General features: G+C 44.3%; 25 protein-coding genes. 12 read left to right on the top strand and 13 right to left on the bottom strand.

Going from position 1 to position 22,475, the window contains the following annotated elements:
- Position 1 precedes the first annotated feature (1 nt).
- Positions 2-1,078 carry an efflux RND transporter periplasmic adaptor subunit gene (locus EJ063_RS00370; protein ID WP_126572027.1) on the bottom strand — a complete coding sequence of 359 codons (1,077 nt, stop codon included), beginning with the start codon at positions 1,076-1,078 and terminating at the stop codon, positions 2-4.
- A gap of 182 nt (positions 1,079-1,260) precedes the next feature.
- On the opposite strand from EJ063_RS00370, the gene EJ063_RS00365 reads away from it, so the two are divergent.
- Positions 1,261-1,986 carry a TetR/AcrR family transcriptional regulator gene (locus EJ063_RS00365; RefSeq protein WP_126572026.1) on the top strand — a complete coding sequence of 242 codons (726 nt, stop codon included), beginning with the start codon at positions 1,261-1,263 and terminating at the stop codon, positions 1,984-1,986.
- Between the two features lie 66 nt (positions 1,987-2,052).
- Here EJ063_RS00365 and EJ063_RS00360 read toward each other — a convergent pair whose 3' ends face one another.
- From EJ063_RS00360 to EJ063_RS00340, 5 genes are all read right to left on the bottom strand, one after another.
- Positions 2,053-2,274: a VF530 family protein gene (locus EJ063_RS00360; protein WP_126572025.1), complete on the bottom strand. Its 222-nt coding sequence runs from the start codon at positions 2,272-2,274 to the stop codon at positions 2,053-2,055.
- Between the two features lie 69 nt (positions 2,275-2,343).
- Complete coding sequence (locus EJ063_RS00355; protein WP_208640345.1) at positions 2,344-2,742, bottom strand: GFA family protein; 399 nt, start codon at positions 2,740-2,742, stop codon at positions 2,344-2,346.
- A gap of 28 nt (positions 2,743-2,770) precedes the next feature.
- Positions 2,771-3,247, bottom strand: a complete 477-nt coding sequence (locus EJ063_RS00350; protein ID WP_126572024.1) for a GNAT family N-acetyltransferase — start codon at positions 3,245-3,247, stop codon at positions 2,771-2,773.
- Positions 3,248-3,259: 12 nt separating this feature from the next.
- Positions 3,260-3,886, bottom strand: coding sequence for a LysE family translocator (locus tag EJ063_RS00345; RefSeq protein WP_126572023.1), 627 nt, complete (start codon positions 3,884-3,886; stop codon positions 3,260-3,262).
- A 169-nt stretch (positions 3,887-4,055) separates the two neighbouring features.
- Complete coding sequence (locus EJ063_RS00340; protein ID WP_126573075.1) at positions 4,056-4,307, bottom strand: hypothetical protein; 252 nt, start codon at positions 4,305-4,307, stop codon at positions 4,056-4,058.
- 273 nt (positions 4,308-4,580) lie between these two features.
- On the opposite strand from EJ063_RS00340, the gene EJ063_RS00335 reads away from it, so the two are divergent.
- The gene (locus tag EJ063_RS00335; protein ID WP_126572022.1) at positions 4,581-4,913 is read left to right on the top strand and encodes a PBPRA1643 family SWIM/SEC-C metal-binding motif protein; all 333 of its coding nucleotides are present in this window, start codon (positions 4,581-4,583) and stop codon (positions 4,911-4,913) included.
- Between the two features lie 150 nt (positions 4,914-5,063).
- Here the strand turns inward: EJ063_RS00335 and EJ063_RS00330 are convergent, their stop codons facing one another.
- Positions 5,064-5,675 carry a DsbA family protein gene (locus EJ063_RS00330; RefSeq protein WP_208640329.1) on the bottom strand — a complete coding sequence of 204 codons (612 nt, stop codon included), beginning with the start codon at positions 5,673-5,675 and terminating at the stop codon, positions 5,064-5,066.
- Between the two features lie 649 nt (positions 5,676-6,324).
- On the opposite strand from EJ063_RS00330, the gene EJ063_RS00325 reads away from it, so the two are divergent.
- A complete protein-coding gene (locus tag EJ063_RS00325; RefSeq protein ID WP_126572021.1) occupies positions 6,325-7,167 on the top strand; it encodes a patatin-like phospholipase family protein in 843 nt (280 codons plus the stop codon).
- A 47-nt stretch (positions 7,168-7,214) separates the two neighbouring features.
- On the opposite strand, the gene EJ063_RS00320 is transcribed toward EJ063_RS00325, so the two are convergent.
- Positions 7,215-7,826, bottom strand: coding sequence for a LysE/ArgO family amino acid transporter (locus tag EJ063_RS00320; RefSeq protein WP_244225122.1), 612 nt, complete (start codon positions 7,824-7,826; stop codon positions 7,215-7,217).
- 112 nt (positions 7,827-7,938) lie between these two features.
- Here EJ063_RS00320 and EJ063_RS00315 point away from each other — a divergent pair, with 112 nt between their 5' ends.
- The 5 genes from EJ063_RS00315 (at position 7,939) to EJ063_RS00295 (ending at position 11,531) form a co-directional block, all read left to right on the top strand.
- Positions 7,939-8,838, top strand: a complete 900-nt coding sequence (locus EJ063_RS00315) for a LysR family transcriptional regulator ArgP (protein WP_126572019.1) — start codon at positions 7,939-7,941, stop codon at positions 8,836-8,838.
- A 147-nt stretch (positions 8,839-8,985) separates the two neighbouring features.
- The gene (locus EJ063_RS00310) at positions 8,986-9,519 is read left to right on the top strand and encodes a YbhB/YbcL family Raf kinase inhibitor-like protein (RefSeq protein ID WP_126572018.1); all 534 of its coding nucleotides are present in this window, start codon (positions 8,986-8,988) and stop codon (positions 9,517-9,519) included.
- A 23-nt stretch (positions 9,520-9,542) separates the two neighbouring features.
- A complete protein-coding gene (locus EJ063_RS00305; protein WP_126572017.1) occupies positions 9,543-10,322 on the top strand; it encodes a helix-turn-helix transcriptional regulator in 780 nt (259 codons plus the stop codon).
- Between the two features lie 227 nt (positions 10,323-10,549).
- A complete protein-coding gene (locus tag EJ063_RS00300; RefSeq protein WP_126572016.1) occupies positions 10,550-10,978 on the top strand; it encodes a hypothetical protein in 429 nt (142 codons plus the stop codon).
- Between the two features lie 58 nt (positions 10,979-11,036).
- Entirely contained in the window at positions 11,037-11,531 is a 495-nt protein-coding gene (locus tag EJ063_RS00295; RefSeq protein ID WP_126572015.1) for a P-loop nucleotide/nucleoside kinase family protein, read from the top strand.
- 66 nt (positions 11,532-11,597) lie between these two features.
- Here EJ063_RS00295 and EJ063_RS00290 read toward each other — a convergent pair whose 3' ends face one another.
- Positions 11,598-12,791 (bottom strand): acetate/propionate family kinase, encoded by a 1,194-nt coding sequence (locus EJ063_RS00290; protein ID WP_126572014.1) that lies wholly within the window; start codon positions 12,789-12,791, stop codon positions 11,598-11,600.
- A 372-nt stretch (positions 12,792-13,163) separates the two neighbouring features.
- Here EJ063_RS00290 and EJ063_RS00285 point away from each other — a divergent pair, with 372 nt between their 5' ends.
- Positions 13,164-14,711 carry a putative bifunctional diguanylate cyclase/phosphodiesterase gene (locus tag EJ063_RS00285; RefSeq protein ID WP_341866932.1) on the top strand — a complete coding sequence of 516 codons (1,548 nt, stop codon included), beginning with the start codon at positions 13,164-13,166 and terminating at the stop codon, positions 14,709-14,711.
- 34 nt (positions 14,712-14,745) lie between these two features.
- On the opposite strand, the gene EJ063_RS00280 is transcribed toward EJ063_RS00285, so the two are convergent.
- Positions 14,746-16,758, bottom strand: a complete 2,013-nt coding sequence (locus EJ063_RS00280) for a TonB-dependent siderophore receptor (RefSeq protein ID WP_126572012.1) — start codon at positions 16,756-16,758, stop codon at positions 14,746-14,748.
- A 116-nt stretch (positions 16,759-16,874) separates the two neighbouring features.
- Between EJ063_RS00280 and EJ063_RS00275 the strand changes: the two genes are divergently transcribed.
- The 3 genes from EJ063_RS00275 to cueR all read left to right on the top strand — a co-directional run bounded on the left by EJ063_RS00275 (position 16,875) and on the right by cueR (position 19,784).
- Positions 16,875-17,852 carry a helix-turn-helix domain-containing protein gene (locus EJ063_RS00275; protein ID WP_126572011.1) on the top strand — a complete coding sequence of 326 codons (978 nt, stop codon included), beginning with the start codon at positions 16,875-16,877 and terminating at the stop codon, positions 17,850-17,852.
- A gap of 341 nt (positions 17,853-18,193) precedes the next feature.
- On the top strand, positions 18,194-19,234 hold the full coding sequence (locus EJ063_RS00270; RefSeq protein WP_126572010.1) for a porin: 1,041 nt from the start codon (positions 18,194-18,196) through the stop codon (positions 19,232-19,234).
- 163 nt (positions 19,235-19,397) lie between these two features.
- Positions 19,398-19,784 (top strand): Cu(I)-responsive transcriptional regulator, encoded by a 387-nt coding sequence (gene cueR, locus EJ063_RS00265; RefSeq protein ID WP_126572009.1) that lies wholly within the window; start codon positions 19,398-19,400, stop codon positions 19,782-19,784.
- Between the two features lie 39 nt (positions 19,785-19,823).
- Here cueR and vctC read toward each other — a convergent pair whose 3' ends face one another.
- Genes vctC through vctD form a run of 3 tightly spaced genes read right to left on the bottom strand, consistent with a single transcriptional unit; the run spans position 19,824 to position 22,461 of the window.
- Positions 19,824-20,579 carry an iron chelate ABC transporter ATP-binding protein VctC gene (gene vctC / locus EJ063_RS00260; protein ID WP_126572008.1) on the bottom strand — a complete coding sequence of 252 codons (756 nt, stop codon included), beginning with the start codon at positions 20,577-20,579 and terminating at the stop codon, positions 19,824-19,826.
- A gap of 6 nt (positions 20,580-20,585) precedes the next feature.
- Positions 20,586-21,536, bottom strand: a complete 951-nt coding sequence (vctG, locus tag EJ063_RS00255) for an iron chelate uptake ABC transporter permease subunit VctG (RefSeq protein WP_126572007.1) — start codon at positions 21,534-21,536, stop codon at positions 20,586-20,588.
- Complete coding sequence (vctD, locus tag EJ063_RS00250) at positions 21,526-22,461, bottom strand: iron chelate uptake ABC transporter permease subunit VctD (protein WP_126572006.1); 936 nt, start codon at positions 22,459-22,461, stop codon at positions 21,526-21,528. Before vctD ends, vctG begins: the two co-directional genes overlap by 11 nt.
- Between the last annotated feature and the right edge of the window lie 14 nt (positions 22,462-22,475).

Raw genomic sequence — 22,475 nt, 5'->3', positions numbered from 1 at the left:
CTTAAATTCCCTCTTCTTTTTGCCATGCTTTCACTTGCTGACCGGCCATTAACTTCTCAACGCCCGCTTCAACGATCAAATCACCCGCTTTTAATCCATCAATCACCTTACCTTTGTCATCAAGGGCGACTTGAACAGCTGACAACGTGTGTGACTCTTGATCAAAACGATATAGAGAACCTTGTGTATCGGTTTTTGAAACCCAAGCGGTTTGGGTAATTGAAACACCACCAGCATTGCTTTCATTAAGGAGTTTTACTTGTCCAGTCATGCCCGGCAGTAAATTAATTTGGCTTGGGCGATCAAACGTAACGCTAGCGCTATAGCTGTTGGTGTCTTGATCTGCCTTGGTCGAAATTTCTTTGAATGTTGCAGGGATCTGCAAATCTGGATGGCTGTCTAAAACCACATGGACCGTTGAATTTGAAATATGCTCAAGTCCGTACTGCTCGGCATAACTGACAGGAACAGTAAACACCACATCCATAACGCTGTTGCTGATGATGTTCAGCACAGGCTGGTTGGCACCCACAACTTGATGTTCATTGCTAAACGTCAACGATACTACGCCATCAAAAGGAGCAACAATCTGTGTGTAGCTTAGGTCGGTTTCAGCTTGGGACAAGGCTGCTTGAGCCGCTTTGTACTGCGTTTCTGATTGATCGTAGGTATCGACACTGATGAGCTTCTTCTCATGTAGTTGAGCCGCGCGTGTAAACGCTGTTTTCGCCAAGTTGTATTCAGCGAGTCGAGCTTGATACGCCAAGCGATAGTCCGTTTGATCTAATCGAGCCAGCACATCGCCAGCTTTGACTTCACTGCCCATCTTGATAGTGAACTGTGCGATTTCGCCCGCAACTTGAAAAGACAAAGAGGCTCTATCCGTTGCATCAACATTGGCAATGAATGCGTCATAACGTTGGGTTGACGAGTTTGGGATTTCAATCAGTTTTACCGGCTTAACAACCGGTTCAGAAACTTCGGAGTTCGCTTGGTTACACCCTACTAGTGCAGTGGCAAGTAACCCAAGTGCTGCCATGCGAATAGTTGGTTTTATTCCATTAGTTGATGTGTTCATTCTCAATCATCTTGCTTTGCTACACACTCGTGCAGTATATGAACTTAATGAGCAAGATCAAGGTTTATTTACCAGGTGTGCAATATAATTTTTTAGTGTGCTATGCTGTTAATTCATATCCATGATGAAATGACGTGCATTTTCTGGTAGAAAGAAAGCGTTAGGAACAATCGAATAAAGTTATGACTGAAAAAAAGCAAGGGCGAAGAAGCGCACAAGACGCAGAAAAAACTAAATGCGAAATTATGCGTGTGGCGACCGATCTCTTTAGTGAGCTTGGCTACGAGCGTGTCTCGCTTAGAAACATTAGTGAAAAAGCGGGCGTCTCACACAGTTTGATCCGTCATCACTTTGGCAGCAAAGAGCAAATCTGGTACGCCATCAGTGACGGACTTCATCTGTATATGGAAAAGTACATGCGAACCATCATTGCCAATATGCCGCAAGACGTGGGATCGAATGTAAAGCTCTACCACTTTTCTGTTCGACTCCTTGCTCACATGCTGGACTGCAAGCAACCTATTCAGATCATCGCTGATGCCGTGCGCCAAGAAGACGCCCTATTTGATTATTTCATTGATAATTCGGGTGAAATTGAGCATCTGGTTAACAGCTTAGCTGAGCATTACAACGAAAACCATCCGGATACACCAGTAAGAATCTGGGAGATAAAATGGCAAATGATGATGTTTGCTCATGGCGCTGCAAGCTTAACCCCTTTCATGAAAGAAACGTGGGCCGATGAAACCAGTGATACCGACGTCTGCTTACTTAGACATTGGGAAATGTTCAACAACATGATGGCTTGTCGTTTCCAAGTGCCTAATGAACATATCTTACGCCCAGAGAAAGTGGCGGATTTAGTTTATGAGATCACGTGTGATCACGAGCTTCTGACGGAAGAGTAAGCTTTAGTCATCAAGCCGTGAGCTAAGATCTAAAAAGCGAGCTTCTAGAGCTCGCTTTTCTTTTTACTATTTGCAAAAAGTCTCGATGTACAGCGCTTCAACTTTTTCTCTCGCCCACTGTGTACGACGAAGAAATTTCAAAGACGACTTAATCGATGGATTGTTGTAGAAACAGTTGATTTGAACTTCGGCATCAAGCCCTTCCCACCCATAATGCTCTTGCAGGCGCACGAGAATTTTTTCTAACGTTAAACCATGTAATGGATTATTTGGTTGGTCTTGGCTCATTTGGGTGGTTCCTACTTAGTGTGAGCGCGGAGTCTAACAGATAAATCGCCGCAGTTCAGGTATTGACGGTTAAGAGACTCTATCCGCTGGGTGATTCACCCCATCGTTAGTGACAACGTCACCTAAATCAAACGGATTGACTCCTTCTAAACAACCAATGTTGAACCCATACTCAGTAGGATTAGAACGGCGTTGATGGTGTGTGTAGATGCCACAGTTTGAGCAGAAGTAATGCTTCGCCGTGTTGGTGTTGAATTGATAAAGCTTGAGTACATCTTCGCCCGACAGTATTTTAATACCACTAAGATCAACCGAGCCCACAATAGCGCCTTTTCTTCGACATATTGAACAGTCACATCGTCTCGGATTTTCAATCCCATTAGGTAGCGTTAACTCTAAAACAACCGAGCCACAATGGCAGGTCGCTTTATGTTTTGATTGAATCTCTGTGTTACCGACTTTCTTAATCATCATCTAACTCCCTTTGTTCTATTTGCTATAACTGCTTTTCCATAAGAAGAAGCGCCCAGATTTCTCCTTCAAACGATCGTGTTCCCATTTCTCGTGATGTCTGAACAAAGCCTAACGATTCGTAACAGTGCTTCGCCACTTGATTGTGTTCAAAGACCGCGAGCGACAACAAGCGAACCTTAAACTCTGCTTTGGCGAGTTTAATCAACTGGCTTAACATCGTTTTCGCAATGCCTTGTCCGCGGAATACGTTTGATACAAACACGCGACAAATGCGAAAGTGAGTATCTGACTCTTTGTAAAGTTCTACGTAGCCAGCGGCTTTCCCTTCGACGTCAAAAACGAAGGGGTGAACCTGTGGTTGAGAGCAGTGTTGTCTGATTTGATTAGTATCCAGTGGAAAGTCAAATTTTGGCCCACCCCACAAATAGTTGAGTTGCTCGGAATCTATCCAACCAATCAGCAAGTCATCGTCTTTTTCTTCAAAGGCCCTTAGTGTCATTTTATCCTCAGGTTAGCGCTGCTTCATAAATGCCACTGCCAGGCCAGACGATACGAACGTAAGCCCCGCACCAATATTTAACCCAGATACCAATTTAGGTTTGTTTCTAAACCATTGTGATAGCTGTGACGAGAATACTCCCATCAAACTAAAGCCGATGGCAGTCAGCATGGCAAACCAAACACCATAGCCGATCATTTGCGTGGTGACAGAGCCTAGACTTGGATTAACGAATTGAGGAACAAAGGCAAGAACAAACATGCCCGGCTTGGGATTGAGCGCTGCAGACAAAAATCCCGTAAAAAAGATCACTTTAAGCGATTGCTTTTTTGCGGGCTCTAATGAGAACAGATTTCGAGAGCGCAGCACTTTAACGCCCAGCCAAATTAGATAGGCTGCCCCCACCATTTTGACAACGTAAAAAGCGATTTCAGAGGTTTGGATAAGCAGAGTCAGGCCTAAACTAGCTGCAAGGACGTGGAACAAAATACCAGCCCCCGATGAAGCACCTGACATAATCGCAGCGAGTCGCCCTTGACTCAGGCCTCGGCCAATTGCGAGTAAATTATCAGGGCCGGGAGAAATGACCAGTAGTAGACATGCCAACGTATAGGTAACGAAAACCTCAAGTGGAAACATATAACCTCCTTGTTAGATGAGTCTCGCTGTGAACAACGAATGCATTCGTAGCCATTGACTTATAAACTACCCCAGAACGATTAAAAGTTCTCCAACAAAGTGACCTAAATGTTGAGAATTAGAACACTGAAAGCACATAAACTCCCAGACTAAACGTGTTTTCTTACCACTACTCAGGTCTGTCTTCTGGGTTGTCCCGATACCAGGCTTCAAGGAGTTCTCTTCCATAGATGACTTCCGTTTGCATGTGCATATACAACAGAAAAGCAGCTAACAAAAAGCTTATCCCGTTTAACCACATTTGGGCCCTTTTGCGCTCAGCATCATAGAAGAACATGCTGACACCGACGAGCAAGAAAGGATAAGACCCCATAAGCAGCAACAACCAGCCAAGGTAGCTTGAAATTGCCATTTCCGTCATTTCACCAGTCATTATCGCCATCCTATTGATAACTAAAACCTCTGTGGATATTAAAGGAACCAGTTAGTTATTCGGTGTTATCAGACGAGATTTCCGAGGCACTTCAAATTGGGTTTCAGAACTGCTGCATAGTGCTCTTTTTAGGAACGTTGGGAATTGCTCTTAAACGCTTTCAATACGATACTAAGTTTTAACCATTTTTAGCTTTATCATTTTAATACGATACGTATAATCCCTGCTCATTTTCTTACATCCCAAGTAAAGAGTATCAGCATGTCTAAGCTGTTTTTTAAAGGTCGAATTGAAACTCGACAAAACCACGTACTGTCAGGCTATAACGTTAATCGTGACATCAAAGCAGGGACAGAAGAAGCACCTATACATATCGTTGTGCCGACAGAAGTACGTAAACAAGAAGTCGAAGCCATCGCTCAAGAGCATTCGATTATCGCAAACATCACTGTAGATGAAAGCCAAGACGAAAACACGCTCGAGCTTGATACACTCTTGAACAAAGCAAAAACAACGGTATTTGAAAAGAAACCAAACAGAAACGATCCTTGTAGCTGTGGTAGCGGCAAGAAATACAAGAAGTGCTGCGCTTAGATTGCTCATACCGCCCTCACACGGCGGTATGACACTCTCTTAAGTAGTGAGGAACGCTGTAATATACCCGAACCTAACGCACCGCAAACACAAAACCCAGCGATAGAGCGAAGAATGCCAAGCGTTACGAGCCTGTGTTAACCGCTTTTGTTATGAGTTTACCTGAGTAAATCGCTTAGATAGCACCTCTGACTTGCAATAACCCAGTGCTAGAGGATAAGCCTGATTACTTTCTGAGACATAGAAAAGCGCTGGGAACCCACTGACTTGTAATTGAGCGGCTAGATGTAAATGCTCCTGAAACTGCTGCTCTATTTCTTTCGATTTTAATTTGAGTTCAAACTCGCTGTCACTCAAATTGAGTAACTGAGCGCAGTCAATCAGTGTTTGATTTAACGACGGATTTTTTGCTTCAGAGTAGTATGCAGATTGAATAGCCTTGACCATTTTCTCGGAGCTACTTGCTGCCATGTTCTCTGCGGAGATCACCGCCCTACACGCTTGATACGTTGAACGATAAGGTGTGTTCAATTCCCAGTAACTATGATTAAACGTTACGTGAGATACCTTCTCTATTTGATGCCAATAAGAAGAAATGGTCTGCTTGAGGTTTTCATCCATAGGCTCGTTATTATCAGGAGCCAGACCACCCATTATCCAATCGACTTCTGCTGTAGGGTGCTGTTCCAAGAAGTGTTCTAACTCGGGCTGAAAGGCAAAACACCAAGCGCACATCGGATCCATGACATAGATAAATCGCACAGTATTACTCTCCTTTTTGTGGCAAGACCTCAGACAAATGAGAATGAGCTACCCAATACCACCCCTGCATCTTACTTTAAACAAAAAGCGCTACGCCGCATACCGTTAAGCTCTTCCCTAAAAAGGTCTTATTTATGATGTTCTTTACCACGTAGGTGCTCGGCATACTTTTTGGAAATGAGTTGATGTATATGAAGCCCTGTTTTACGAACAAGATACCAATCTATAGCAGCTAAAACGACTAAGCCTATTATAGTTCCCATCTAAAACTCTCCTTGCACATCGAGTCATCACTCTATCAAACCACTGATAAATTCGATAAGACAGAAGACAATTTTTGTAGGGTAACGATGATTTTCAATGAAGTTAGAATCTATTACGGAATAAAAACCGCATTTCTGATGCAGATATTATGCGGTGATAAGCCAAAACGTGTGCTAACCAGCGATGTGCAAATCATTTAAATACACCATAAGAACGCCACCCCGTAACAACTTTGGCATTGTCAGAATGGTGGCCAGAGTCCTCAAAGCATCGGTATTCTTGGGAGAAGGTACACGACTCCATCACGTTAACGCTCCAGTCTTAATAGAGTTCTTATTCAAATCCTGTTACTTTTGAGCAACGAAATACAGGGAACGGGCTCCACATGAAACAGAAAACAAAGCACGCCTTAGTCGTCGAAGGTGGCGCAATGCGAGGGATATTTGCAGCTGGCGTTTTAGACGGCTTTATCGACCACGGCTACAACCCTTTTGATTTTTGTATTGGTGTCTCGGCTGGTTCAACCAATATCGCCTCTTGGCTTTCAAACCAACGGGGTCGAACCTATACCATCATCGCTGACTATTCTTGCCGCCCTGAATTCATTAACTTCCGCCGTTTTGCCAAAGGTGGACACTGGCTCGATCTCGATTGGTTATGGGATTACATAGCGATACATAACCCCTATGATATGCAAGCCTTTGCCAAGCAGCCTATTCCCTTTCATATCGTTACCACCGATGTCTCGACTGGTGAACCCGTGTATACCCTTGGGCATGAAAGTAATTTAGAGATGATTCTAAAAGCGTCGTGTTCACTGCCTATGGCTTATCGTACGCCAATCAATGTTGAAGGAAAAACACTGATTGACGGAGGTGTCGCAGACTCCATTCCCGTACTGGAAGCCTACAACCGAGGCGCAAAGGAAATCACCGTGATCCTTTCACAGAAGCCGGGCTATACGAAGCGACCGCCAAAAGCGCCTTGGTTATTGCGTCGACTAATGAAAAACACGCCCCACCTCGCTGATGCAATGGTCAATCGATCCGAGCAATACAACGAAACCTTAGAGTTTATTAACAATCCTCCTCAAGACTGCACTGTTCACGTTATCGCCCCAGAAGATAACTTCGCTGTAGGAAGGCTCACAACCAACAAAGCCAAACTCGATGCTGGGTATCAAATGGGCTTAAGCGCCGCAAAGCAGGCCGTCCAACAAGTACGATAACATTCAAACATGGCGATGGAGGCCGTAAAGCCGGAAACGAGCCCCACTTAAGGTAACGGAGCAAAGAGTAGATATACCGATAAATACCCCATCATTACGGCGACAAGGCCATCAAGAACGCGCCACGCATGTGGGTTACGAAACAAAGGAAGCAACACTTTTGCGCCGTAGGTAATAGCAATAAACCACACGACACTGGCTGACATCACACCCACGGCAAATTTCCACTTTTCTGCTCCGGCATACGGCATCGATAAGCTGCCAATCATAAACACCGTATCAATATACACATGCGGATTTAGCCATGTTAGCGCAAGGCAGGTAAAGATTACCGTCTTAAGCCTCGGTGGCTCATCGCTAGACGGATCCAATTGGCTATTGCCGATCCACGCTTGTTTAGCCGATGAAAATGCAACCCAAGCCAAAAACACCACACCGGCATAACGGACGATATCCATCAAATTTGGCCAATGGTTCACTAACTTTCCTAACCCTGCGATACCCGCTGAAATCAACAAGATATCGCTTAGAATACAGATAGCTGCAACCGCAAACAGATGCTGCCTTAGCAAGCCTTGTTTAAGTACAAATGCGTTTTGTGTACCAATACACGCAATCAGCCCCATACCTGTTGTGAAGCCTGTAATGGATGATGCCATGAACAACCCTTTCCTTTTGATGATTTCGTTTAAGCTGCAGTGTGTGGGTTTTATAAGATTTAGAAAAACGATATATTCTTAATCAAGTTAAGAAATTCTTAAGATGGATTTTATGAGTTTACTCTCCCCGCAAGTCGTTGCCTTTATCGCAGTCGTTGAAGAAGCCAGCTTTGAGCGAGCAGCTAAAAGGCTTTCAGTCACACCCTCCGCTATTTCACAGCGGATCAAGCAACTTGAAGACCGAGTTGGGCAGTTGCTCATCATCAGGCAATCTCCTTGTAAACCAACCCCTGCGGGCAATAAACTGTTAGCTCGCGTAAAACCGATGTCGGTTCTGGAATCTGAAGTGATGGATGATTTCCTGCCAGATGATCCAACCACAAATCGTTCGACCAAGTTTGCCATCGCCGTTAATGAAGACTCTTTCTCGACTTGGCTCCTCAATGCGTTGGCGCTGCTGCATCAACAATATGATTATCAGTTTGATGTTCGTCTCGACAATGAAGATTTCACCTTGGAGCACTTAAAGAATGGGCAAGTTATTGGCGCATTGACCTCTGAACGTAAAGCACTGCAAGGCTGCGTGGTGCATGAACTTGGGAAAATGCGTTACCGCGCAGTGGCCACACCTGCCTTGTATGAGCGCTATTTTAGTAACGGGCTCACTGTAGAAGCGTTTCAACAAGCACCAATGATTGATTATGACCAAAAAGACTTTTTGCAAAAACGCTTCATTAGGACAGTGACCGGGCAAGAGATTGATCCCCTCAATGTTCATTACCTTCCGAGTGCATCGGGTATCGTTGAGGCGGCTAGGCTCGGAATGGGTTGGTGTGTCACCCATGAAGGGCTACTCGGTGATTTAATCGAGACCAAACAATTGATTCATATTGCTCCTGATAACTCGTTGTATGAACCCTTGTATTGGCAACACGCAGGAATTCGCTCACGAGTGTTATCTCAGATCACTGAGTCTTTGGTTACAGAGTCGTCTCGGGTTTTGTATTCCTAAAATTTACCGTTCGATTCCTTTCCTCTTTAACTAAGTCACTACAAGTTTCATAATTAAATAAAAACATAAATATATTGACACTTTCTGATGGGTAAAAATCAGTTCCTGCGGATATACTGAATCCGAACTTAGACAAGGGAACACATCATGAAACTAATCACGAAAACAGTATTGGCAGTCGGTCTGCTTGCATTTGGCTCAGTTCAAGCATTCGAGCTTACAAGTAAAGACATTCAAGAAGGTTATCCGATGGCGAAAACCTTTGAATACAACGGCTGGGGTTGTAAGGGCGATAACCAATCTCCTCACCTCTCTTGGAAAGACGCACCTGCAGGCACTAAGAGTTTTGCAATCACAGCCTATGATCCTGATGCGCCGACAGGCAGTGGCTTTTGGCATTGGGTCGCGTTCAACATTCCAGCAACAGTGAACGAACTACCACGCAGCGCAGATATTCAGAAGCTGGGCGGTAATGAAGCTCGGATCGACTACGGCACGGTTGGATTTGGTGGCGCTTGTCCTCCAGAGGGAGACGGCATGCACCGCTATCAATTTACGGTGTGGGCGCTACCAAGTGAAAAGTTAGATCTAGGTGAAACCACACCACCAGCCGTTGTCGGTTTTACTTTGAATAGCATGGCGCTCGGCAAAGCCACACTTACTTCAACGTATGTGCGTTAAGAATCATTAATTAAGGGGGAATGATGAGCCATCAATACAAAGTCTCTATCTTTCGAGCAGAACAATCTCAGAAACTTAGAAATGTAAAATTGCATTCCCCTAGCCTTATTCAAATCATCACTGGCAGTAAACGCCTGCATTGGCGTGATAGCGCTTTAGATGTGTCTCACTCAGAGCTAATATTCTGTCAGGCATCAGAATCGTTAAGCTTTGAAAATCTGCCTCAAAAAGGACGTTTTCTTTCCCGTGTGTTCAGTCTGTATCTTGTACCAAGCGAGGCGATGATCGAACTGAGTAAACGGAACGATCAAAAAAGGCATTGTCCGGTATTAAAATCCAATAGCGCCTTAGAAGCTACGCTCAATGCCCTCTACTTATTTGAGCAACATAAGATGAGTAAAGAAACACAGTCTTACTGGGTCAATGGTCTGTATCAACAACTGGCGGAACAAGGCGTATTGCATGGCCTATTCAGTAACGTAAGTACCACGTTTACTCAGCAACTAAGCCGTTATTTGGCAAACGACCCAAGTAGTGAGCATCCGTTAGAAGAGGTTGCTAAGGACTTTGCGATCAGCCGCTCTACTTTGATCAGAAAGCTCAAACATGAAGGAACACAATACCGACAAGTGTTAGTCGATGTGCGGCTTAATCATGCTTTGGGTTTGATGCAAGATGGGCAAAATAACGTTGCGCTACTTGCTCAGTTATGTGGTTATCAGTCTGAAGAACGCTTTAGCCAACGTTTCAAAGGAAAGTTTGGCCTTACGCCGAGTGATTACATCAAAACGGTGACTCAATAAGCGCTTACACGTCCTCTACTTTAGTAAGTAAGTCATTTGAACTCGCTTTTTCTGATTTATAAACTATGTTGCTATCCAAAGCAAAGAGTAGTAGCCTTTGTGCAGGCCGGTTGGATGCCTACCTCGCAAAAACGATAGTACCAACGCATAGAAAATTTATAGCAAGCATGTCACTTGCATATCATCCCGTCACCGATAGCGAGTAGGTGGAGTAAAAGGAGGACGATATGTGCCATCAAAATAATTCCGATCTTCAACTTTGGCTTCGAGAAGCAAAAGTCTTACAAAAACTCGCCCAATCGACGTCACTGTCTGACGCATTGCCTGTGCTGAGGCGTTTACTCAATTCAAACGTGTTAACCAATATCTCGTTGGTTGAACTCAAAAAGAACACTTCAATTATCCAACGTAAGCATTTGTTGCAGATGTTGGCTGCGGAAAATGGTGCCAACTGTTGGGCTGACTTCAAGCGAAAAGTCGTAACTGCTCCCGAGGGCTCAATTCTACCCAATAGCATCGAACTGCGTGATGGGGGCTACCCCGTGCATTGGTTTTCCAATACCACGGAAGCCACCGCCTACTCTGACCGTCATGGTGGCAAAGTGGTTAAGTTAGGTAACCAAGCAGCCGTAGTGCCACAGCAATGGGAACAATAACGATCATTGTGACTAACGGTCGCATGCCAATCATGGATAGTTTGAAAAGGATTGAAACATGGCTAGGTTAATTCTGGTTTGTGGCCCTACTGGCGCAGGTAAAACCACCTACTCGATGGGATTGTGTAAAAAGATTAAGGCCGTTAAGTTTTCTATCGACCCCTGGATGCAGACACTGTTTGCAAAAGATATGACCTCACTGGATTTTTCTTGGATGATGGAACGAGTGAACCGTTGCCATGATCAAATCTGGGAAGTGAGCGAACAAATTCTTTCATTAGGTGGAAACGTCGTACTTGATCTGGGTTTTACTACCAAATCGCAACGAGACATCTTTGTAGATAAAGCTCTCCGTTTAGGCATAAGCGCTGAGCTTCACTATCTTGATGTGCTGACTGAGACTCGACGACAAAGAGTCGCTAAACGTAACATCGAAAAAGATCCAACCGTCTACGCTTTCGAGGTTACAGACATGATGTTCAACTTTATGGAACCGAAATTTGAGGTGCCTGAAGAAAGTGAAGTGGTGAATGGATGTAAGATAGTCGAATAACATCGAGCAATAAACAAAAAAGCGAGCCACTTGGGCTCGCTTTTCACTTTCTCACTTAAAACGCTATTACAGAAGTTCTACCGACTGCTGTGCGATTACAAACTCTTCGTTGGTTGGGATAACCATCGCTAATGCGTCTAGCATTTCTGATTTTGCGATTACGCCAGCGTTACCGAAACGTGCCGCTTCGTTGCCTGCTTCATCTTCAACAAAACCGAGAAGTTTTAGGTTGTTTAGGATTTCACGGCGAATTGGTAGCGAGTTTTCGCCGATGCCGCCCGTGAAGATCACTGCGTCTAAGCTTGAAAGTGGGATTAGGTAAGAACCGATGTATTTTGCAACACGGTACGTGAATACCTCAAAGGCTAGCTTAGCGCCCTCATGACCAGATTCCATCGCTTCCAGGATGCCTCGAGCGTCTGATGTAAGACCAGAAACACCTAAGAAACCAGACTTCTTGTTCAGCGTTTCGAAAACTTTTTCAGTCGTCCAACCTTTCTTGATTAGGAATTCAATCACGCCTGGGTCTAGGTCACCAGAACGTGTACCCATCATAAGACCTGCTAGTGGAGTAAAGCCCATAGATGTATCAACCGATTGACCGTTTTCAATCGCACACACTGATGCGCCATTACCTAGGTGAACTGAAATGAAGCTTGATTCTTCGATTGGCTTGTTGATCATCTTCGCAGCTTCACGGCTTACGAAGTAGTGGCTAGTGCCGTGGAAACCGTATCGACGGATGCCGTATTCTTTGTAAAGTTCATTTGAAATCGCACCAGTGAAGGCTTTTTGAGGCATTGTTTGGTGGAAAGCCGTATCAAACACAGCGAACTGAGGTAGGCTTGGGAAAGCTTCCATCGCTGCTTGAATGCCTTTTGCGCCTGCTGGGTTGTGGAGCGGTGCCAGATCAGACAAGTTTTCAATTTCTGCTAGAACATCTTCGTTAATACGGACCGTTGAAGTGAACTTTTCACCACCGTGAACGATACGGTGTCCCACAGCAACAAGATCTTGAGTGAAACCTAACGTTTCCATTAGTGCTACGATTCGATTAATAGCATGCTGGTGGTGGTTATCTGGTGCATCAATGGCTTCTTCTGTTTTTTCGCCTTGATACTTCCAGCTAATTACCGCTTCTGGCAAACCAAAGCACTCACCTAAGCCACTAACAATTGCGTCACCAGACACTGAATCGATAACAGCAAATTTTAGTGATGAGCTACCAGAGTTGATGACCAGCACAAACGAATTCGACATGGGTATGTTCCTGTTTCAGACTATGTAATGAAGCCAAACGCTTCTGTTGTAATACTGCGCCCATTATTCAATATTTTTTGAATGTTTCAACTTTTATTTGAAATGTTCAACAATCTAAATAATTTTTATTGATCTACAGCAAGGGATGATTTAATTCACCCGCAAAAATTCATGACAAGCTTATAAATTAGAGTTTATTGGCTAAAATTGACATTAGCGTATGTCTACGCTTGCTTCTCTAGCTGTTCCAATTACAATTAAACAATACATCATCCCGAAAGAGTAAATGAGTTGTTCTCACTAGCAGCATTACTAATCGTCACAGGCATCGTGTTTTTATGTCTCGGACTCAACAACGCCAGAAAGATTTGCGTGAAAACAAAACGTAAAGGATGGCAACTTCTTAGTGCGTTGATTGCAAGCTTTATTGCTGGTTACTCCCTTGTTTTAGGCTCTCTCTTGCTTGATGGCAGTGTCGACCCTGTACTGTTTGTGCTGTCTGTTATTCTGTTTTCGGGCAGTCTTTTCGTCTTTATCGTTACGAAATTTAGTTTAGCAACCATTGAACAGTTAGACGCTCTAGCTAAAGAAGAAAAGTACAATTCTCTACATGACTCATTAACCGGGCTCCCTAACCGTAAACATTGTATTGAAACGATAAATGTCTTGATTGAACATCATGTGCCCTTTCATCTCCTGTTACTCGATGTCGTCAATTTCAAGCAAGTTAATGATGGAATGGGACATTTTTCCGGCGACCAATTACTTATCCAAATCGGAAAACGGATGGAAAACCACCTCGCCCGTGGTGATTTTCTTGCACGCATCGGCGGTGACGAATTTGTGATCATTCTGCCCAAACGAAAAGAGCGCGCTTCAAAAGAGTTCGCTCGAGCGATTAACGCATCATTAAAACAGCCCTTTTTGATTAACGGCTTTGAGCTCACAAGCGGCGCTAAAATTGGCATTAGTCATTATCCAGACCAAGCAAACGACGCCGATCAAATCATCAATGCTGCTGATATGGCTATGTACTGGGGCAAAGCTGCTGAGCACGACGTAGCGGTTTTCTCTTCGGAAATGTATCAAAACAACCGCAAAAGGCTGTCGATTTCGAATCAGATTGATCACGCACTAGAGCACAATGACATCAATGTATATTATCAACCTATTGTTGGTGCCAAAAGTAACAAGGTGGAAGGTTATGAGGCTCTGATTCGTTGTTATGATGAACACGGTGAGATGATTAACCCCGCTGAACTGATTTCGGTTGCAGAGCAGAGCCATAAAATCACATCGATCACTCAGTGGATGCTCGACAAAGTAGCGCAAGATATCAAAACCCTCCGAAATCAGGGACTGGCCCACTGCGCGATCCACGTCAATCTATCCGCTAAAGACCTCATGAGCCAAAACATAGAAAACCAACTCGGGCAGCTGGCCTCTAACGATCCTAACTTCGCCAATATGGTTTGCTTAGAAATCACTGAAACCACGGCCATAAATCGTTTACGCAGCCCAGAGAAGTTACTCAAGAGGCTCAAAGAAATGGGTTTTCGAATTACTTTGGATGACTTTGGGACGGGTTACTCGTCTCTATCATTACTGAGAGACTTACCCGTTGATCAAATAAAGATCGATAAATCCTTCGCTTATCAACTAGACCAGAATGAAAGAAACTTTTCGATTGTTGAAAATGCCATTTCTCTGGCACACGGATTGGGTTATACCGTTGTTGTTGAAGGGATTGAGTCTCGAGAGGTAGAAAGCTTAGTGAAGAAAAGTGGCAGTGACTTCATGCAGGGTTACTACTACAGCGCAGCGCTACCGTTAGAAGACGTTATCAGTTGGACGTTAAGCCGTGACAATATTGGCTACGCATCGCCTTCAAAAACGGACATAAAAAAAGCTGCCCCTTAAGGGCAGCAAAATGCTCAAAAAACAAATGGAAAAATTAAAACTGGTAGGCTGCTGAAAGCTTAAAGTTACGCCCTGGTTCATAATCATCGGCTCTCACGTCACCCACTGCCCCCGTCTTAGAGGCATGAGAAGCGTAAGTCGCGTCAAAGATGTTATCGATGCCAAATGTGACTGATAAGTCTTCAACCTGAGATGGAATCCATTGCGCGTACAAGTTGTGTACATCGTAGCTTTCTTTTACTGGCGCTCCATCAAGTACGTTGTCCTCTTCTAGCACCACAATCGATGTCCAACCGAAGATCGTGTCAATTTCATCGGCTTGATAGTCGAGCGTTACAGCAATGCTATCACCTACGTCTAGGCTTCGTGCTGATCGACCCACCGTATCTAACACCGGGCCACCGTTGGTTTTGTCTTCATTATCCGAACGTGAATACGACACCTTAGATTGGAAGTTTTGGTAACCATAACTCGCACTCAACTCTAAACCACTGAACTCAACATCGCCTAAGTTGTAGATCTGATAACCTGCACTTGCAAAGTCATACTCTGAAACGATGTAGTCGTCGATTTCAGTTTTGAATACCGTCAAGTTTGCACTTAGGAAGTGTTCATCAATCTGCTTATCAAAGCGAATACCACCTTGCGTGTTTTGGCCGGTTTCGGCTTTAATGTCATCCGCTAGGTATGCCACCGTTTGATACTTGATGAATGACTCAAGTAACTCAGGGCCTTTGAATAGACTGCGAGTGCTCGCAAAGAGCGTCCAGTCCTGCGCTACGCTCCACTCACCAGAAAGTGACCACGTCACGTCACCAAAGTCGTTTGTGCCTGTTTCGGCTTCGCGTTTAAAGTCATCAAATCGAATACCGGCAGTTACACTTAGGTCAGATGTTAGGAACAGTTGGTTTTCAACAAACACAGCGGTACTTTTCGCAGTTTCATCTGCGTACAGCACTCCGCCATAAATGCTCTTACTGTTCTTATCCATATAATCACCGCCATAAGTCACGGTATTATCAAGATTCGCCACCTGGTAATCAGTCTGGAACTGAACGTTTAGGCCAGTATTGCGGTTCTCTGCACTATTGACTGACAATCGGTCTGTTGGCCAGCGGCTGACAACATTAGTTTCATCACGTGTAATTTCTGTCTTGCTGCTGTATAGCGCAACTTTGCCTCGGTTTGTGTCACCTTTCAGCTCATACGACAAAGTTATCGTATCTCGGTCATAGTCTGTCGAGATCAGCTCATCTTCCGAGCGAGATTGGTTGGCATCCACCGACCAATCTGGACGAGGATTATAGTCGCCGCTGTCGCGATATAAGTCATAAGCCAGTTCAAATCGGTGTAACTGAGAGGGTTCAAATCCAATTTTACCGAGCACGTTATAAGTGTCGCCTTCAACACCAATCGTTTCTACTCCACGACCATCTTCGAAGTTGTCTCTACTTAGCATATGTCCATACAGCATCGCGTCGACCTGCTCACTCAGTAGGCCATAGACGGTAAGCGATCCTTGTTGACTAGCGTTAGACGCATACCCCCCATAAACGCGAGTTCCAAACTTTTCATCGTAGCGAAGCAGATCTTTAGCATCTTTGGTCTCAAACAACACCGATCCACCTAGCCCATTTTGCGTCACTGAGTTGTTACCGACTTGAATGTCAGCACTTTTTAGAATGTCAGGGTTAAGCGTTAAGTTACCAATATGATGGAACATATTGGCGTGCTGAGACGCACCATCCAAACGAATGTCTAAGTCCGTTTCCCCCAAACCACGAATGTTGATACGTTGGTTGACACTATGCGTACCGCCTACATCGACACCTGGGATATCTCTCAACAAATCAGACATATGATCCGCTTGCTTAAGCGACATGTCACCTGCTCCAAGAGACTCTGAGTTACTCGATACTTTCGTACCCCATACCACGACATCTTCTAAATATGTGGTGTCTTGAGCCTGAGCTTGTGCCACCAGCGCTGTGCACACTGCGACTGCCATTACAGATAAACGTTTGGGGTGCTGCTTAACCCTTTCCATGCTGCATTTCCTAAATGTAAATGATAATAATTCGCAGGTATGATATGGTGCAGAACGATTGACGAAAAGGACAATAGGTTATGCAGAAATGCTGATCGCTTATGAGGAAACACCGCATGACAACCGACACGCTTTCTAGCCCTCGATTAAAGAAAGTCGCGATTACTCAAAGAATTGAGGAGTCAGAACGCCAACTCATTGTCGGTGAAACTCGGCAAGGACGCTCAGCGTTAGTCGAAGGAAAGTTCATCTCTCATCGGATTGGTAACGATATCTCAATTCATGGATGTGATGGATTAGAGCTTCAAGACTCGCACGTTGTTTCGATGGCGCCAGCCTCAATCATCATGACGATTCTCATCAAAGGAGAGCTTGAGTTCGCCTATGATGACTTAGAATTTCATATCGGCCCTAATAGCCTGAACCGTATTACCTTGGTCAATCTTGCGCAGCCCTCAAGTTTCAGACGCAAGATCAGTAAAGATAACAACGTCTTTAAGCTCAACATTATGATGAACAACCAATGGGTCATGAGTCGAATCAATGGGAATTGCACTGTCAGTCAGTTTGTCGCACAACATAAGAACTCCCTCCAACTGCCCTTAAGTGACGAATTCAACAATTTAGTCGCTCAAGCATTCAAACTTCACAAGGTCGAAACGTTTCTCGAAAAAGTGGCGTTAGAGTCTATCGCTATGCAAATCATAGAGCTTGCGTTTAGCCACTTAGAATCCAGTCAGATTGAGTCGCCTAAAGAAGCCCAACAAAAAATGAATCTCACCTCAATTGAAGAGATTATTTGCTACATTGAGGCCAACCTGAGTGAGTCACTCTCCATAGCCGAACTAGCAAATAGATTTGCGATGAGCAGATCTAATCTACAACGTAAGTTTAAACAGCAAGTCGGATTAACCATCAATGGGTACATTCGTAAAAGACGTTTAGAGGTCGCTAAACAACACCTAGAAAAAGGCTTGGTGACAATCACAGAAGCGGCTTATGAGGCCGGTTACAACCACCCTGCCAACTTCACTAATGCATTTAAAAAGGAATACGGTGTGCCACCTTTTAACATTTCTAGTGCCAATGAGTAAGCACGTCGCCTGTTAAATCAACTTAATAGAGCAATCTTTATCATTGATCTCAGAGATAGTAACACTCCATTTACAACCCCAGTAAATAACTGATTATTCGATTATTTTTTAACACGCACGCGACATATTCAGCGTGCTTATTCTAAAAAATAGCAAATCATAAAAAAGACTAATGTAACGAATCGTTTCAATCCTAAGCTACTGAATTTACGCAACTTAATTCCAATTTGAACGTTTTACCTTATTTTGTAACCTTTATGTTAAAAACCCATATAGAGTCTGCCACATCGTTAAAACACGAATGACAAAAAGCCTGTCGGCTCATATATATGGACTTTACTATGAAAAAAACGATCTTAGCTGCTGCTATCGCGACTCTTTCTACTTCTGTTTATGCGGTTGAACTGTACAACCAAGAAGGTACGACTTTCTCAATTGGCGGCCACGTGTCTGCAAACCTAAATGGTTCTGAGCAAGGCGATACAGATATCGGCACTAACTCTCCACGTATCAACTTTAATGCGACACAAGATCTTGGCAATGGTTTCACTGCTGATGCAAAAGGTGAATGGGCGCTTAACTACCTAGATGGCGGTGACAATGCATTCACTACTCGTCTTGGTTACGTTGGCCTAACACATGATCAGCTTGGTCGTGCAGTTGTTGGTACTCAGTGGGCACCATACTACGATGTTGCTGGTGTAGCGGATATGCCTATCGCTTACGCGAACGACTTCATCTACGACAACCACGGTGCTCTAGGTACAGGCCGTGCAGACAAAATGCTAAGTTACCGTAACGGTTTTGAGTTTGGCGAAGCGGGTGCACTTTCATTCGGTCTTGGTTGGCAAGGTGCGAACGATGAACGCACAACTGAAGACAACCAAACAACAGGCATCAAGTACGATGATCGTATTCAAGCAGCAGTAAGCTACTCTATTGCCGGCGCTACATTGGGTTACACATACAATACAGGTGACTTCGCAGATTTCGGCGCGTCTAAGAGCACAGCTGAATCGCACCTAGTATCGGTTAAATACGGTACTTACGGTAAAGGTCTTTACCTAGCGGGTGTTTACGCTGATAACGAGAACATGAACAACATCGGCACAACTCTTCTAGCAGAAAGTAACGCATACGAAGCTCTAGCGTCATACGCATTGGATAACAGCCTAAACCTAATCGTTAACTACGAAATGGTCGAAGGTAAAGTGTCTAAGTTCTCGCAAAAAGAAACAGCACGTGAAGAACTAGCACTGCAAGCTGAGTACAACTTCACGCCTAAGTTTGTTGGTTACACTGCGTACCAGTTTGACCTAAACGATGCAAACAACAACCAAACAGATGACAAGTGGCTAATCGGCGCTCGTTACTACCTATAAGCTATTACTGTCCCAATTGCTGAGTTATTCAGCACCGCCCACCTCTTTCGAGGTGGGCTTTTTATTTTCAATCGCCTCATGGTAGCGAAAATGCTGCAAAACTCGTTACAATAGAGGTTAGACACTCTAATCCCTATTTTGACTTGAGCTTGAGGATCGACACATGAACATCGGCGCTGTATCAAAGCTGACTGGACTATCGAGTAAGTCTATTCGACTTTATGAAGACAAAGGGCTGATTACGCCTCCTAACCGCAGTGATTCGGGTTATCGCGAATATTCGGATCAACACGTACAAGAACTCAATCTGATTTCACGAGCTAAAAATGCCGGTTTCTCTCTTATCGAGTGCAAAGAGTTTGTGCAGCTTGCTTCGAATCCAAATCGAAAAAGCAGTGAAGTAAAAGCGAAAGCGAAAGAAAAGCTGTTGGAAGTGGAAGTGAAGATAAGAGAGCTCAGAGAGATTGAGCGACAACTCAAAAGTTGGGTATCTTCTTGTCCGGGCGATTCTGGGAGCCAATGCCCGATTATTGAAGATCTCACGAAGTGATAAAAAAATGCCTTGAAGATATTCAAGGCCTTTCGTTTATTAGTAGTAGGTACACATACGTTTACCATCGACTTCAATGATGTTAAACGGTGTCTCGTAGATGCTTTCTAGAATGTCAGATTGAATCACCTCTTCCACTTTACCCTGTGCAACTACCTTGCCTCTTTTAAGAGCAATGATCTTATCGGAATAACAAGCGGCAAAGTTGATGTCATGAATCACTACCACAACCGCTTTATTCATCTCACGAGCTAAACGACCAACATTGCGCATAATTTGCAGTGAATGTTTAATATCTAGGTTGTTTAGTGGCTCATCCAAAAAGACATAATCTGTGTCTTGAGCCATCACCATCGCAATGAAAGAGAGCTGTCTTTGACCGCCACTTAGCTCATCTAAATATTTGTTCTGAATATCGACAAGATCCAAATATTCAATCGCCTGGTTGATGATCTGGTTATCTTCCTCATTCAGCTTACCTTGCGTGTAAGGAAAACGACCAAACGAGATCATCTCACGTACCGTAAATCGCATCGTGATATTATTTGCTTGGCGCAACACCGCTAGACGCTTAGCGAGATCTTTGGTGTCCCATTCGCTCAGCTCTTTGCAGTCAATGTACACCTCACCTTCATCTTTGCTGACTAGGCGACTCGCCATTGATAACAGGGTACTTTTACCCGCACCGTTTGGGCCAATAATCGAAGTTACTTTGCCTTTCTCAAACTCCGCACTTGCGCTATCGACCACTTTTGATTGACCAAACGCTTTGGTCAGGCTTTTTAATGAAATCATAGAAACCTAGACAATTTTGTTGCGCAGCAACATGGTTAAGAAATAGATGCCGCCGACAAAGTTAATCACGACACTGATGGTGGTAGAAAAGCCAAACAGGTTTTCTACGATCCATTGTCCACTCAATAGTGAAGCCACCGAAAGCAATGAAACGCCAATCAGCAAGACTCGATGTTGGAATGACTTAAACAGCTCACGAGCCAGGTTGGTCACCAGTAAACCAAAGAACATGATTGGCCCGATTAACGCCGTCGAAATGGCAATCAGCGCAGCGCTTAATATCAGCACTTGTAGGGTCACTTTCTTTACGTCGACACCCAAACTGGTTGCGTTGTCTTTGTCTAACCAGAATACATCTAGCGTACGGTGTAAGCGGAACAGCAAAAAGCTAATACCGAGGAGAAGCGGCGCACATAGGTAGACGAGCTCCACTTTTACATTATTGAAGCTAGCAAACATGTTAGCTTGAACCGCAGCAAAATCGTTCGGGTCTAACAGCATAGTGAAGAACGATGAGATGCTTGAAAACAACTGACCGAGTATGACGCCCAACAGCAGTAGCACCATCAAGTTTTGTCGCTCACCTCTGAAATAGAAAGCAAACAACAGCACAGAGAAGCCCAGCATTGCGCCCACTGACAAGCCGAAGTTAAGGTATGCATTGAGTGCAAAGCTGCTCATACCACCAAACAAAACCACAACCAACACTTGGGTGAACATATACAGCGAATCAAAGCCCATAATACTAGGCGTTAAAATTCGGTTGTTGGTGATGGTTTGAAACACCAATGCCGATTGCCCAATTGCAATGCCTGCGATGACAATTGCGAGTACTTTAGGCACTCGGCGTGACAGAAAATACTGGTAGTTGTCTGCGTTTAAACCAAGACCAATAAACAAAAAGCAGAAGACACTCGCCGTCACCGCTAACAACACGAGTTTGGTTCTATCTTGCATCTTTCTGCCCTTTCAAGATAAAGAAAATAAACACAGAACCACCTAAGATGCTGATAATGGTCGAAATTGGAATTTCATAAGGGAAGATGATCAAACGGCCTGCCAAGTCACAGCACAATACAATCAGGGCACCTAGAATCGCCGTCAGTGGAATATTGCGTCTTAAGTTATCACCGAAGAAATGGCTAACAAGGTTTGGCACAATTAAGCCAAGAAACGGGAGCATGCCGACAATCATCACAACAGAAGCAGACATCACAGAAACCAGCAATACACCAATGATCAGTACCTGTTGGTAGTTCAAGCCAAGGTTGGTCGCAAAGTCTTTGCCTAGACCCACCGCTGAAATACGTGCTGCATAAAGGTAACTGAAGATCGCAAATGGAATCGCTATGTAAAGCAACTCATAGTCACCTTGTAAAAGGTTGGCGAAGTTGGCCACTGTCCAACTTGAAAGGTTTTGCAGCGCGTCGTACTTATAGGCAATGAAGGTTGCCAGTGAATCAACGACGTTACCGAAAATAATCCCGACGAGAGGAACAAAAATGGCGTTTTTGAACTGAATGCGATTGATGAACTGAACAAACAGCAGCGTACCGGCCATTGCAACACCGAACACTAACCAAAGCTGCTCACTGCCAAACAAGACTAAGCTCAAGATGTAGCCCAGCATGGCACATTCGATCGTGCCTGACGTAGACGGGGACGCAAATCGGTTTTGGCTGATTTGCTGCATGATAAGACCCGCGATACTCAGCCCAGCACCTGCAAGTAAAACGGCAACCAAACGTGGAATACGACTGGTAAAAAGAAGATGCCAGTGCGCCACATCACCAGCTAGCAGCGCAGCGAAATTGAGCTGACCTACTCCAACAAACAACGACGCTAAACTTAATACCACCAGCGCCAATAATAACTTTTTCACTTTTGCCTCTCAGC

The sequence above is a fragment of the Vibrio aquaticus genome (assembly GCF_003970385.1).
GTDB lineage: Bacteria > Pseudomonadota > Gammaproteobacteria > Enterobacterales > Vibrionaceae > Vibrio > Vibrio aquaticus.
This window is presented reverse-complemented; position numbering and strand designations above follow the sequence as displayed.

Excerpts from the sequence above, each read along its gene's own strand:
- EJ063_RS00350 (WP_126572024.1), bottom strand. The coding sequence starts at position 3,247 with ATGACACTAAGGGCCTTTGAAGAAAAAGACGATGACTTGCTGATTGGT.
- cueR (WP_126572009.1), top strand. The coding sequence starts at position 19,398 with ATGAACATCGGCGCTGTATCAAAGCTGACTGGACTATCGAGTAAGTCT.
- EJ063_RS00305 (WP_126572017.1), top strand. The coding sequence starts at position 9,543 with ATGAGCCATCAATACAAAGTCTCTATCTTTCGAGCAGAACAATCTCAG.
- EJ063_RS00310 (WP_126572018.1), top strand. The coding sequence starts at position 8,986 with ATGAAACTAATCACGAAAACAGTATTGGCAGTCGGTCTGCTTGCATTT.
- vctC (WP_126572008.1), bottom strand. The coding sequence starts at position 20,579 with ATGATTTCATTAAAAAGCCTGACCAAAGCGTTTGGTCAATCAAAAGTG.
- EJ063_RS00275 (WP_126572011.1), top strand. The coding sequence starts at position 16,875 with ATGACAACCGACACGCTTTCTAGCCCTCGATTAAAGAAAGTCGCGATT.
- EJ063_RS00370 (WP_126572027.1), bottom strand. The coding sequence starts at position 1,078 with ATGAACACATCAACTAATGGAATAAAACCAACTATTCGCATGGCAGCA.
- EJ063_RS00335 (WP_126572022.1), top strand. The coding sequence starts at position 4,581 with ATGTCTAAGCTGTTTTTTAAAGGTCGAATTGAAACTCGACAAAACCAC.
- EJ063_RS00315 (WP_126572019.1), top strand. The coding sequence starts at position 7,939 with ATGAGTTTACTCTCCCCGCAAGTCGTTGCCTTTATCGCAGTCGTTGAA.
- EJ063_RS00360 (WP_126572025.1), bottom strand. The coding sequence starts at position 2,274 with ATGAGCCAAGACCAACCAAATAATCCATTACATGGTTTAACGTTAGAA.
- vctG (WP_126572007.1), bottom strand. The coding sequence starts at position 21,536 with ATGCAAGATAGAACCAAACTCGTGTTGTTAGCGGTGACGGCGAGTGTC.
- EJ063_RS00340 (WP_126573075.1), bottom strand. The coding sequence starts at position 4,307 with ATGACGGAAATGGCAATTTCAAGCTACCTTGGCTGGTTGTTGCTGCTT.
- EJ063_RS00270 (WP_126572010.1), top strand. The coding sequence starts at position 18,194 with ATGAAAAAAACGATCTTAGCTGCTGCTATCGCGACTCTTTCTACTTCT.
- EJ063_RS00320 (WP_244225122.1), bottom strand. The coding sequence starts at position 7,826 with ATGGCATCATCCATTACAGGCTTCACAACAGGTATGGGGCTGATTGCG.
- EJ063_RS00295 (WP_126572015.1), top strand. The coding sequence starts at position 11,037 with ATGGCTAGGTTAATTCTGGTTTGTGGCCCTACTGGCGCAGGTAAAACC.
- EJ063_RS00325 (WP_126572021.1), top strand. The coding sequence starts at position 6,325 with ATGAAACAGAAAACAAAGCACGCCTTAGTCGTCGAAGGTGGCGCAATG.
- EJ063_RS00345 (WP_126572023.1), bottom strand. The coding sequence starts at position 3,886 with ATGTTTCCACTTGAGGTTTTCGTTACCTATACGTTGGCATGTCTACTA.
- EJ063_RS00290 (WP_126572014.1), bottom strand. The coding sequence starts at position 12,791 with ATGTCGAATTCGTTTGTGCTGGTCATCAACTCTGGTAGCTCATCACTA.
- EJ063_RS00280 (WP_126572012.1), bottom strand. The coding sequence starts at position 16,758 with ATGGAAAGGGTTAAGCAGCACCCCAAACGTTTATCTGTAATGGCAGTC.
- EJ063_RS00300 (WP_126572016.1), top strand. The coding sequence starts at position 10,550 with ATGTGCCATCAAAATAATTCCGATCTTCAACTTTGGCTTCGAGAAGCA.
- EJ063_RS00365 (WP_126572026.1), top strand. The coding sequence starts at position 1,261 with ATGACTGAAAAAAAGCAAGGGCGAAGAAGCGCACAAGACGCAGAAAAA.